Annotated in this window: 12 protein-coding genes; 6 read left to right on the plus strand and 6 right to left on the minus strand. The window is 31.8% G+C overall.

Features of this window, described 5'->3' with window-relative positions; all coding sequences use genetic code 11:
- Window positions 1-516 precede the first annotated feature (516 nt).
- On the plus strand, window positions 517-1,278 hold the full coding sequence (locus CD111_RS08460) for a CHAP domain-containing protein (protein ID WP_095086171.1): 762 nt from the start codon (window positions 517-519) through the stop codon (window positions 1,276-1,278).
- 76 nt (window positions 1,279-1,354) lie between these two features.
- Here CD111_RS08460 and nhaC read toward each other — a convergent pair whose 3' ends face one another.
- A complete protein-coding gene (nhaC, locus tag CD111_RS08465; RefSeq protein WP_095086168.1) occupies window positions 1,355-2,749 on the minus strand; it encodes a Na+/H+ antiporter NhaC in 1,395 nt (464 codons plus the stop codon).
- Window positions 2,750-3,117: 368 nt separating this feature from the next.
- Between nhaC and CD111_RS08470 the strand changes: the two genes are divergently transcribed.
- The 3 genes from CD111_RS08470 to CD111_RS08480 all read left to right on the plus strand — a co-directional run bounded on the left by CD111_RS08470 (window position 3,118) and on the right by CD111_RS08480 (window position 6,041).
- Window positions 3,118-3,678: a CHAP domain-containing protein gene (locus CD111_RS08470; RefSeq protein WP_095086163.1), complete on the plus strand. Its 561-nt coding sequence runs from the start codon at window positions 3,118-3,120 to the stop codon at window positions 3,676-3,678.
- A gap of 443 nt (window positions 3,679-4,121) precedes the next feature.
- Window positions 4,122-4,514: a DUF4870 domain-containing protein gene (locus tag CD111_RS08475; protein WP_095086159.1), complete on the plus strand. Its 393-nt coding sequence runs from the start codon at window positions 4,122-4,124 to the stop codon at window positions 4,512-4,514.
- Window positions 4,515-4,739: 225 nt separating this feature from the next.
- The gene (locus tag CD111_RS08480) at window positions 4,740-6,041 is read left to right on the plus strand and encodes a cation:dicarboxylate symporter family transporter (protein WP_240610496.1); all 1,302 of its coding nucleotides are present in this window, start codon (window positions 4,740-4,742) and stop codon (window positions 6,039-6,041) included.
- A gap of 33 nt (window positions 6,042-6,074) precedes the next feature.
- Here CD111_RS08480 and gmpC read toward each other — a convergent pair whose 3' ends face one another.
- Genes gmpC through CD111_RS08495 form a run of 3 tightly spaced genes read right to left on the minus strand, consistent with a single transcriptional unit; the run spans window position 6,075 to window position 8,631 of the window.
- A complete protein-coding gene (gmpC, locus tag CD111_RS08485; protein ID WP_095086156.1) occupies window positions 6,075-6,917 on the minus strand; it encodes a dipeptide ABC transporter glycylmethionine-binding lipoprotein in 843 nt (280 codons plus the stop codon).
- Window positions 6,918-6,952: 35 nt separating this feature from the next.
- On the minus strand, window positions 6,953-7,612 hold the full coding sequence (locus CD111_RS08490) for a methionine ABC transporter permease (RefSeq protein WP_095086155.1): 660 nt from the start codon (window positions 7,610-7,612) through the stop codon (window positions 6,953-6,955).
- Window positions 7,612-8,631 (minus strand): methionine ABC transporter ATP-binding protein, encoded by a 1,020-nt coding sequence (locus CD111_RS08495; RefSeq protein WP_095086153.1) that lies wholly within the window; start codon window positions 8,629-8,631, stop codon window positions 7,612-7,614. Before CD111_RS08495 ends, CD111_RS08490 begins: the two co-directional genes overlap by 1 nt.
- 240 nt (window positions 8,632-8,871) lie before the next feature.
- Here CD111_RS08495 and CD111_RS08500 point away from each other — a divergent pair, with 240 nt between their 5' ends.
- Complete coding sequence (locus CD111_RS08500) at window positions 8,872-9,183, plus strand: DUF485 domain-containing protein (protein ID WP_095086152.1); 312 nt, start codon at window positions 8,872-8,874, stop codon at window positions 9,181-9,183.
- Window positions 9,180-10,727, plus strand: a complete 1,548-nt coding sequence (locus CD111_RS08505; RefSeq protein WP_095086150.1) for a solute symporter family protein — start codon at window positions 9,180-9,182, stop codon at window positions 10,725-10,727. Before CD111_RS08500 ends, CD111_RS08505 begins: the two co-directional genes overlap by 4 nt.
- Before the next feature lie 129 nt (window positions 10,728-10,856).
- Here CD111_RS08505 and CD111_RS08510 read toward each other — a convergent pair whose 3' ends face one another.
- On the minus strand, window positions 10,857-11,984 hold the full coding sequence (locus CD111_RS08510) for an FAD-dependent monooxygenase (protein ID WP_095086148.1): 1,128 nt from the start codon (window positions 11,982-11,984) through the stop codon (window positions 10,857-10,859).
- Window positions 11,985-12,163: 179 nt separating this feature from the next.
- On the minus strand, window positions 12,164-12,943 hold the full coding sequence (locus CD111_RS08515; protein WP_371868729.1) for an N-acetylglucosaminidase: 780 nt from the start codon (window positions 12,941-12,943) through the stop codon (window positions 12,164-12,166).
- Between the last annotated feature and the right edge of the window lie 16 nt (window positions 12,944-12,959).

Raw genomic sequence — 12,959 nt, forward strand, 5'->3', positions numbered from 1 at the left:
GAATTGTAAATCTTTAAATTACAGTCATATAGCATGTAAAAACACCTCTATTCATTCTGAAATATCTTATTTAATAGATATGGATAATTATAATTTAGTAATAAAGAACAAAAATACTTGATTCTTGACTTTTTATTATGAAATTTTGTACTTATTTATATTTTTAAAAGCATTTATTTCAAAAACTACGCCAAATGTATTTGCAAAAATTATTGTTATCAAACATTTTATTATGTCTTAAATATTACAGATGTGTAACAATAAAAAACTATTTTAGTAAATAAACAACAAAATAGCCCGTCATATAAGGTTTTTCTTTATTTGGCTTTAAGTTCAGAATTATTACATGAAATCATGTGATATTTAAATTGAATTACAAAGCCTTAACATTCAACACAAAGTAGATCATTTCTGATAAAGTAGATTTTGTTGAGAAAACAGCGGAGAAATTACATTCAATAAATAAAACATATACGAAAAAATTATTTTTAAAAATTCTAGGAGGATTTACACATTATGAAGAAAATAGCAACAGCAGCAATCGTAACAGCAGGAGTAGCAACATTTATGGCACATGACGCAGACGCGGCAGAAAATACACAAGGATATAATCCTAACGACGCTTCATCATATTCATACAGCTACACTATCGATGCAAATGGTAACTATCACTATACTTGGGAAGGTAACTGGAATCCATCAACACAAGATTACGGAAACCAAGCACAACAACAAGTTTCATATAACACAAATAATTCAAACAATACAAATTATTCACAACCTGCATTCAATGCAGCACCAAATGGTGGAGGTTTAGGAGATTCACATACTGCTTCTTCAAACCAAAATAATGTTCGTGTAACTACTACACAAGCACCATCAAACAATAACCAAGCTACACAATCAAATAATAATTCAAACTATAGTACTTCAACTACATCATCTCGTCCATCAAATGGCGGAGGATCTAACCTTTATACATCAGGTCAATGTACTTACTTTGCATTCAGTAAACGTCCTGACTTAGGTAATACTTGGGGAAATGCTAATAACTGGGCAAATGCAGCAGCACAATCTGGTTATACAGTAAACAACTCTCCAAAATCAGGTGCTATCTTACAATCAACAGCTGGTGGTTACGGTCACGTAGCATATGTTGACAAAGTAAACTCTGACGGTTCAGTACAAGTATCAGAAATGAACTACCAAGGTGTTGGTGTTGTTTCATCACGTACTATCTCAGCTTCAGCAGCTAAATCATACAACTACATTCACTAAGAATTAAGAATATAGTAAAAAACTCAAACGGTTAAACCGTTTGAGTTTTTTTGTATTATATATGATTTTGCGATTCTTATGCTTTCACTTTTTTAATTCCAATACCTGTTATTCCGTAAAATGCTGCAAATATCACACATAAATAACATGGTACTGCCCACCAGAAGAAATCTCCCAATGAAACATGTAATAAATCTCTATAATATATACCAGAAGTACCCCATGGAATAAAAGGTAATACCATCGTACCACAGTCCTCTAAAGTTCTTGATAAATTGACTCTATCTAATCCTCTTTCATTATACATATCCATCAATAATACGCCTATCATAATAATAACTACAGATGCTACCCCTGCAGCAAATACTAATAGTAAACTTCCTGCAATCGTAACTAATATTAAATGAGAATCTTTAGAAACTTTATTCGAAATTGTCTTTAATATCACCTCTAAACTTCCAGAAGTTTCTACAATTCCTGCAAATGCGTAACCACAGAAAATAGTAACGACAATTTCAGTCATACTCATGATTCCACCGCGCTTAACTAATTCTGTCATTGATTTAGATGCTTCATCACTAGATAACGTAGTCATATTTAAATCAAAGCCATTCATCGTTACATTAAAAGCATCTACTATTCCAAATCCATTGTTCAATACACCGATAAACATAGCGACTAAACTTGAAAGTAACATCATTGGAACCGTCGGCTTACCTATACTTATACCAGCTACAATGACTATAACCGGTAGCCACACCCAAAAATCAAGATTAAATGCATGATCTATATTACTTAATAACGAATTAATACGTTTACTTTCAACGTCTTTTGCATCAAATTGTAAGCCTGCTATAAACCAAACGACTAAACCGATTAATGAAGCTGGTACTGTTGTCCACATCATATGTTTAATATGTTTGAAAATATTAACTTTTGTTACGAGTGCAGCTAAATTGGTCGTATCTGATAAAGGTGACATTTTATCACCAAACACACCACCAGCAATAACAACACCAGCTACCATCCCCATTGGTATACCCATTTCATTTGCAATTGCCATCAAAGCTATCCCAGCAGTACCTACCGATCCCCATGCTGTTCCAGTTGCAACAGACGTAACAGCTGTAATGATAAATGCAGTAACTAAAAAATAAGTAGGATTTATTAATTCTAATCCATAATATATCAACGCCGGTACTGTTCCAGAAAACATCCATGTCCCGATTAATATACCTACAGCAAAAATTATGTATATGGCTGGCATAGCAGTCGCTAACCTTTTAGTGATACCATCTTGCAAATCTTCCCATGTAAGCCCTACTCTTAATGCAATAAAACTCGCGTATACTGCTGCTAAAATCAACAATGGTTGAATTGGAAAGTTCAGTATACCAAACCCTATAAATACGATTAAACCCATTACAATAATAGTTGAAAATGCTTCAAACAATGAAGGTAATCGTTTCATAAAATCCCCCTTTAAACTAAAAATGTAATAATATTTATAATAAAAAAGTAGTCGCATATAAAGACAACTACTAAATTTATAATATTTATTTTGTAAATGAATATTACAAAAAAATGACATGGATAAAACTATAAAAACACTAAAATACATCAACGGTGCATTTTTCAAATATTACAAGATGTCATAATCCACTCTAAATATTACCAAAATATTGTATACCATTATGATTAAGTAACAACTAGATGAAAATGCACACAAACATAAATTCATCTGTTAAAGTATTACTTGTCGTCGGAAAACGACTCAAACAAAAATTAATTCAATTAATAATATAAAACATATACGAAATTTATGGAGGAATATTTAAAATGAAAAAACTAACTACAATTGCAGTATTAACTACGGGATTAGCATCATCTATGATAGGAAGTGGTCAAGAAGCATCTGCCGATACTTTCGACCAAAACCAAGCACCTCAACAAACACAAACACAGAATTTTAATTATACTAGTAACTATAACCAAATTGGAAACACTTCAAACATGAGTCAATCATTTACAACATCAGTAAGTCAAACAGCAACACAAACTACAGGTTCATCTTCAGCTAATTTATATACAGCTGGACAATGTACTTACTATGTATTCGACAAAAAAATGCAAGATGGTGATCCAATAAGCGGTTCATGGGGTAATGCGAATCAATGGGCATCAAATGCTGCTGCTGACGGACACTCAGTAGATAATACACCTAAAAAAGGTTCTATTCTACAATCATCAGCTGGTGCATTCGGACACGTAGCATATGTTGAAAATGTTAATTCAGACGGAAGCATTGAAGTATCAGAAATGAACTATCAAGGTGAAGGTGTCGTATCAAATCGTTCAATTTCTGCATCAGAAGCTAGTTCTTATAACTACATTCACTAAGAATTAAATAAATAGTAGAACACCAAAATGTTCTTACTCAAAAAACGATCCCACATAACGTCTGTTATGTGGGATCATTTTATTGTTATGAAATATGATATTATAGATTTCTATACAAATACTATTTTTAACTAGAAGTTTATGCTAAATCATATTACAAAGAAGAAATGAGGATGATGTATGTTTGACTTATTATTAAAAATTATCAACTTTCTTTTCACTACATTTTCTGTATGGATTGGAACACCTTTTAAAAGAATTTTTTCAAAAAATAATTTAAAGGATAATATTAAAGAAAAAGATGACAAACAACAATCTTAGACAACATTTTAGTAATGGTATTACCTTAAATCTATATCTCTAATGTAATCAGTCGTTCTAATTGGTTAATTTTGACGCTCATTGTATAATAGAAGTAATACGTCTATTAAGGAGGATTTATGATGAGTCATGATGATCACAATCCATTTCAAGAATCTACAGTAAATGATAATCAATTCTATACACATAAACAAACAAGTGATGATGAACGTTTATACGGGATGTTAATTTACGTCACATCAATTTTTACAACACTACTTGCTCCACTATTAATATGGTTACTTAAAAGAGAACATTCGACATTTATTGATCGTATTGGTAAAGATTATTTAAATTTCTTTATTTCTTATTTTATTTGGGTAGGTATTTCTACATTATTATGTTTAGTTCTAATCGGTTTTATACTTATACCAATATTAAGTATTATGATACTTATATTCACAATTATTGGAGCTATAAAGGCTTTCAACGGAGAAACTTATTTACCACCTCTTTCTATCCGTTTCATAAAATAAATGTTTTAAAGAACACATTTTACTATAAATGTGTTCTCTTTACTTTTTATGGTAAAATATCAACGTTACTATTTAACATTAAGATGATAAAATGAAATATACTTTTAAACTCTAAGAGAAATACAAAGTATGCATCCCCTTTCTAAAAAATAGTTTGTGCAATTCCAAATGGAATCGCATTATTTTTTTATTTTTTTGCATCAACACTTTAAAGGAGGCATTTCTTTGAACGAAAAAATTAAGAAGCCAAGAAGAAGATATATAAGTCTACCTACACAAATTTTAATTGCTTTAGTATTAGGTGTAGTTGTAGGCTATTTTTTAAACGGTCAAGATCATTTAATTAAATTTATACAGCCAGTTGGAGATATATTTTTAAATCTTATTAAAATGATTGTTATTCCTATTGTATTCTGCTCATTAGCTTTATCTATTTCTAATGTAGGTGATATGCACACAGTTGGTAGATATGGTTGGAAAACAATTTTGTACTTTGAAATTATCACTACAATTGCAATTGGTTTAGGTATTATATTCGGAAACTTATTCAAACCTGGATTAGGTTTAGATCCAGACAAATTACCTAAAGGTGATATTTCTAAATATGAACAAACAGCAGATGCTGCTGAAAAATCGACTTACGGCAATCATGTGATTGATACGATTGTAAGCATCATACCTACGAATATATTTGAAGCATTAACTGCTGGTGAACTGTTACCCATTATATTCTTTGCAGTATTCTTTGGATTAGCTATAGCAGCAATCGGTGAGAAAGGACAACCTGTGAAAGATGTTTTAGGTGGTGTACTAGAAGCAGTATTCTGGATGATACATAGAATATTACGCTTAGCGCCTTATGGTGTGTTTGCATTTATTTGTGTAACAATTATGACGTTTGGTCTATCTGCACTCATTCCATTATTAAAACTATTACTTGTTGTCGTTGGGGCGATGGTATTCTTTATTGTAGTTGTATTAGGAATCGTAGCTAAAATTTGTGGTATCAATATATTCTCAATTGTACGCATACTTAAAGATGAATTATTGCTTGCGTTCTCTACATCTAGCTCTGAAACCGTTTTACCTTCAGTTATGGAGAAAATGGAAAAATTCGGTGCACCTAAAGATATCGTTTCTTTCGTTATTCCAACTGGGTATACATTCAATCTGGATGGTTCTGCATTGTATCAATCTATCGCAGCACTATTTGTAGCTCAAATGTATGGCGTCCATTTATCATTAACTCAGCAGCTCATACTTATGTTCACGTTAATGATTACCTCAAAAGGTATGGCAGCAGTTCCTGGAACATCTATTGTTGTATTAATTACTACTTTAGGTTCTATGGGATTAAACCCAGAAGGCTTAGCATTAATTATCGGTATAGATAGATTACTTGATATGTCTAGAACTTGCGTAAATGTTGTTGGTAATGCATTATCAACAGTCGTTGTTTCCAAATGGGAGAACAAATACGATTATGAAAAAGGCCAACAATATTTAGAAACCTATAAAAAAGCATAAAAAAAGATTCGGCTAAGGGGAGCCGAATCTTTTTTATTTTAATGAATCTTGTATTTCTTTAATTTCTTGTTCTTTTAAATCTACTACTATTTCTCCATCTTTAGTATCTTCTTTCAATGCTTCTTTGGCATCCTCTGAATGATATAAATCCGCTATTTTTTTATATGTTTTATTGTCTTTATCTTTAGTATTAGCAGCTATGAAATTAATATACGGTTTTGCAGCTTTCGCATCTTCATCCTCTAAATAGATTGGATCTTTCTTAGGATCTAATCCAGCTTTTGAAGCTACCCCATTGTTAATAATTGCAATATCGACCTCATCTAATGCTCTAGCAGTTTGTTGTGCATCAACAGCTTTTATATCTAAATTCTTGTTGTTCTTAATGATGTCTTTAGGTCCACCATTTAAACCGAAGTTTTTAGAAAGTTTAATGTAACCTGCCTTTTCTAATAATTTTAATGCTCTAGCTTGATTTGATACATCGTTAGGAATAACAACCTTTGCACCCTCTTTTAATTTTTTTATATCTTTTAAATTTTTAGAGTATATCCCTAACGGTGCAAATACAGTTGTTCTAATAGGTGTAATATCTGTACCTTTATTAGCTTTTTCAAATTGATCTAAAAATGCAAAGTGTTGGAAGCTATTTAAATCGATATCTCCATCTGACAATGCTTTATTTGGTACGTTATAATCAGAGAATTGTTTAATTTCTACATCAATGCCATCTTTCTTTGCTAGTTCCTTTACTTTATCCCACACTTTAGTATCATTCGATGCAATTCCTACCGTCACTTTCTTATCGTCTTTCTTGTCCCCACATGCAGCTAACAGTAACACAAGTGCCGCTAATAATGTTATTAATTTTTTCATATTTATAACTCCTTCTCTATATTCTGTTTTATTTATTAACTTCTTCTTACTAATTTTGATAATACATTACCTAATGACTGAATAACTTGAACCATTATGACCAATATAATAACGGTAATGATAATGACAATCGTATCAAAGCGTTGGTATCCATAAGCAAGTGCCAAGTCACCTATACCGCCGCCACCAACAGCACCAGCCATAGCTGTTGCACCAATCAATCCAATTATTGACGTCGTTAAAGCTAATATAAGTGAGCCTAATGCTTCAGGTAATAAGAAATAGCGTATAATTTGTATAGGTGAAGCACCCATCGCATGTGCCGCTTCTATAACACCTGAATTGACCTCTAACAATGAATTTTCAACTAGTCTAGCAATGTAAGGGGCTACATAAACTGTTAGTGGGACGATTGCAGCAGATGTCCCAATTGATGTGCCTACAATTAACTTTGTAAAAGGTACAATCGCTATTAATAAAATGATGAACGGTAGTGATCGGAATATATTTATAATAGGATTTAGCAAATAATAAATGATACTATTTGGCCAAATTCCATTTTTTCTTGTAATGACGAGTAAAATGCCTAACGGTATACCAATTAACGCACCTAATAATAATGACACTGTTACCATATATAATGTTTGATAAACAGAATCTATAAGTTGAGATGAATCTAATGACGATCCAAACATTATGCGCTCACCTCCTCAAATTCAATATTTAATTCAGTTAAATATTGATAACAGTTTTGAATTGATTGTTCCTCGCCTTGTATTCTTAATGTGAGATACCCTACAGGAATACCTTGAATATCAGACATAGATGCAAATAGTATATTTACTTTCACAGTATAGCGTGTAATTAAATCATAAATAATGGCATGAGTTACTTTGTTTCCATCTATGTATAGTTTGATATCGGTCGCTTCTTTATCTTCAGGAATTAATTTTTGTAAATGGGTAGATATATCCGTTGTAATGACAGTGGACACAAAGTTCTTGGCAGTAGTTGTTTGTGGATGACTAAAAACGTCAAGAACTGGTCCCATTTCGATAACTCTCCCTTGTTCCATAACTGCAACTTTATTACATATTTTTTGGATAACACTCATTTCATGTGTTATGAGTAATATCGTTACGCCAAACTGTTCATTTACTCTTTTTAATAATTTTAATATCGAGTCAGTTGTTGCTGGATCTAGTGCGCTCGTTGCCTCATCACATAATAATATTTTGGGATCTGTAACTAATGCTCTTGCTATTGCGACCCTTTGTTTCTGCCCGCCTGAGAGTTCATTAGGATATTGATTCCCTTTATCTTCTAAACCAACAAATTCTAAAAGTTCATTTACTTTCGATTTAATGTTTGCCTTACTTTTCCCTTGTAGTATTAATGGCATTGCTACATTATTAAAAACTGTTTTTGAATTTAATAAATTAAAATGTTGAAAAATCATCCCAATATTTTTCTTTACATTTTGCAATTTTTTCTTAGAATATTGATTGATATCATGTCCATCAACTATAATTTCGCCTGATGTTTTCTCTTCTAATACATTTACAAGTCTAATTAATGTACTCTTTCCAGCACCACTATACCCAATTACGCCAAATATATCTTGAGCCTCCACTTTAAAACTTACATCTTGAAGAGCTAATATATCTGATTTCTTTTGTTTGAATATTTTATTAACGTTTTTAAATTCAATCATAATTATTTCACTTCCGAATTCTTATTAATATGATAAGAATTATATTGATATTTTTCATTATCGTCAATACAAATAAACGAATTTTTCTAAATATTCTAATAAAATATTGTATTTTTTTCATAAATAACACCTATTCTTTATTGTAAGCGTTTCCAAATAAATATTGACAATTATGTGACAAATGAATAAGATGTTAATTAAGTTGTATATTTACGCATCTATTATTAAGGGGGAGTTTTTATGGGGGAACATGATTACAAACGAATTGCACAAGATCCACAGTTTAAAGAGCTTGTAAAAAGCAGAAATCGATTTATTTTATCAGTTTCAATATTTTTTATTTTCGCTACGCTTTTATTTCCAGTATTAACGGGTTATACAACAATACTGAATAATATTGCATTTTGGAATATTTCTTGGGCTTGGATTTATGCACTTTTACTATTTGTTATGGTTTGGACACTTGTAATGTTGTATATGCAAAAAGCCAAATCGTTTGATAAAGCATCTGATGAAATATTAAAAACATATAGAGAGGAGCAACATAGATGAACCCATTAGTAGTTATTATGTTTTTAATATTCGTGAGCATTACACTACTCATTACATATTTCGCATCAAAGAGAACACAATCAGCAAATGATTTTTATACAGCAGGCGGAGGGTTATCAGGTTGGCAAAATGGCTTAGCTATCGCGGGGGACTATTTATCTGCTGCTTCATTTCTAGGTATTGCTGGAGCAATTGCATTATGGGGATTTGATGGTTTCTTCTATAGTATTGGTTATTTAACTGCATACTTAATAGTACTTTATATTGTTGCTGAACCTTTAAGAAATCTTGGTAAATATACATTAGCGGATATGATTGCGGCCAGATTTGAACTTAAAAAAGTACGCGCAATGGCTGCTATTTCTTCCATAACTATTGTTATATTTTACATGCTTGCACAATTAGTTGGTGCTGGTGCGTTAATTCAACTACTATTTGGTATTCCTTATACGGTTGCTGTTATTTTAGTTGGTATTATGATGACCATATACGTATTATTCGGCGGGATGACTGCTACAAGTTGGGTACAAATGGTTAAGGCGGTACTACTCATGATAGGTATCGTTATTATTACATTTTTAGTATTGTTACATTTTAATTTCAACATCTCGACGATGTTTGGTGAAATGAAAAACATTACATCATCCGATTTCAAAGGTGAATTCATAAACCCTGGTTCACAAGGTAAACCACCTTTAGATAACATTTCACTCATTATTGCCTTACTATTTGGAACAGCGGGCTTACCACACATTCTTATGAGATTCTTTACAGTTAAAAATGCCAAAACCGCACGTTCCTCTGTAATGTGGGCAACTTGGATTATAGGTATATTCTACGTGTTAACTATTTTCTTAGGATTTGGAGCTGCAGCTTTATTAACACGTGAAGAAATCATTTCAGCAAACCCTGCTGGTAATATGGCTGCACCTTTGCTTGCTGCTAAACTTGGTGGAGATTTGTTAATGTCATTTGTATCGGCAGTCGCTTTTGCTACAATTTTAGCTGTAGTCGCTGGCCTAGTATTAACTGGGGCCTCAGCATTTGCTCATGATATTTATGGGCAAGTCATTAAGAAAGGACAAGTTACAGAAAAAGAACAAATGAAAGCAGCTAAATTTGCTTCATTGGCAGTATCGGTTTTATCAATTATCTTAGCGTTGTTTGCTCAAAATTTAAATGTTGCCTTTCTCGTATCATTAGCGTTCTGTGTCGCTGCAAGCGCAAATTTACCAGTCATCGTCTTCACTATTTTTTGGAAGAGATTTAATACGCAAGGCGCCATTACTGGCATAGCTGTTGGATTAATCGTATCACTCGTTCTAGTGATTCTTAGTCCAAATGTAATGAATCCTGCTGGCACTGCTTTTATAACAATGGATCCGATTTTCCCGCTTTCTAACCCAGCTATTATTTCAGTTCCAGCTGGATTTATAGGAGCTTTCTTAGGTACATTCCTAGGGAAAACAGAATCCCTTGATAAATTTAGAGAAGTTCAAGTTAAATCGGCAACGGGTATTACCACTTCCGATATAACACATTAAGCTGACAAGTTCAGATAATGAATTCTTATTCTCAAAATAAAAAACACGTTCTGAGGTCGTATTCATCCTCGGAACGTGTTCTTTTTTCTTATAAAACATTACGCTATTCACATGTTTCTTCTTATTTGATTATTTTAGTTTTGCTTTTTGAAGAAATTTAACTTTTTTACTTAGTGATTTAGAAGACTTTGTTTTCAATGCTTTATTTCTTAATTTAATTTTTAGTGTGCTAGAAACTTGTCCTGATTTGCCAATTTTTCTTGATTTAAGTATTACTTTTTTAGTGTGTTTTACTCTTAATTTATCATATCTATTAAGAGCAGCATCAATTGGTTTTTCATTCATTAAATTTGTTAACGTTACTGCATCTTCTATTGCTTGTCCTGCACCTTGCCCCATATTAGGCGTTGTTGCATGGGCTGCATCACCGAGTAAGACTACTCTCCCTGATACGAATGATTTAAGTGGGTTTATATCATATATATCATGATGCAAAATACCCGTTTCTTCTTGTGCATCTAATATTTTTCTAACCTCTTCAGGAAATTGGTTAAAGTATGCTTGAAGGTGTGGTTTTTCAAATGATTTATATTGCAAATCATTCTCTTTTGCCGTCATTGTACAAAACCAATAAATTTCATCGTCTTTCAATGGCACGATTCCAAATCGCCCTTTATGTCCCCAATATTCTAATGCGGTATGTTTATCTATTGGAAGACTTTCTTTAACAACACCTCTAAAACATGTGTAACCTGCATATTTCGGTGTTGATTTAGGATAAATTTGCTTTCTTAAAGTAGAGTTCAATCCATCAGCAGCAATGACTAAATCGAATTGTTCCTCTACTCCATTTTCAAAATAAAGTCTGACAGAGTCAGCATTTTGCTTAGTTTCTTTAAGTTTGTGATCTAAATGAATGCGCTCATAAGGAACATGCGTTTTCAAAATTTCATGCAAAACATTTCTATGAATTGTGATATTTTCTTCGTCATTTTGGTCCATTTTCAACGTATTTAAAAACTCATTTAAATTGCTTCTTAGCTCCATTTTTCTTAATGGTTGGCCTTCTTGTTCAATTGCATAAGCCATTTTATATGGTTTAAGTGCTTTTAGAACATTACTTCCTATACCTAAACCAGAACCTACTTGATCAAGATTATTTCTTTTCTCATAAACTTTGACATCGTGGCCAGTTTGATAAAGTAATCCGGCAGTTGTTAATCCACCAATACCTGCACCAATTACTGCAATTTTCATCTTTTTCACTACTTTCCTTAAAATAAAAAATTTAGATATACTTAATATATAACATTATTTTAACATGAACTTTACTATAACTTGACTATTTCACGTATAAATCTTAAATATTATAAGATTAAAAAAACAAATCTGACATAATATCTCTATTAGTCAAATTTGTTTTTACATTCATAGGTTTATTTATAATAATTTTTATTAATATCTGCTTTCTTCAAGTCATATTTATCGTAATAATGTTCCATTATCTTACCAATACTCGTAGCCCAATTTACATCCGTAGCATATAAATGTTGTCCTGGGTTATATGGATTCCATCTCATCTTATATAATGTATTTTGGTCATTATTAAGGTAGTCTTTTTTTACAAATTTTGCACCGCCGTGAATTGCCTTCTCAGGTGAGGTCCAATCTTGTTTTCGTGCAAAACTACTGCCTGTTTCAACAGCATCTTGATCAAAAGCACCGATTCCATAAAAATTATAAAATGTTTTGCCGTTCGACATTTTTACACCACTAGCAAGTTCTGAATTTCCATTACCTGTTTCAATAAAAGCGTGACTCATTAAATAAATAACATTTACCCCATGCTTTTCTTGCGCATCTAAAAATGCCTTCTCTTTCCCTTTTAAAACACCTTTATCTTTTAAAATTTCCTTAACGTCTTTTTCTGATATATTCACTTTTTTTGATATATCCATGAATTGTAAATCAGTTTGACTTTTTTCGATATCCATATATTTATCAATATCTTCTTTTTTAGCATACACAAATTTATTGTCTTTTTGTGTTACAGCAGGAGAATCACTCTTAGTTTGGATTTGTAATGCTTCTTCATAAGTGTGAGTTTGATAATTTTTAAAAAAAGGTGACTCAAATATGATTAATAAAATTACAAAAACAATAATTATCGTGAGTCCTAATATGAAGGCAAATCTATCTTTCAAAAACTTAATAATGATCACACCTTTGTCT

Origin of the sequence: Mammaliicoccus stepanovicii, assembly GCF_002902525.1 — a bacterium.
Lineage (GTDB): Bacteria > Bacillota > Bacilli > Staphylococcales > Staphylococcaceae > Mammaliicoccus > Mammaliicoccus stepanovicii.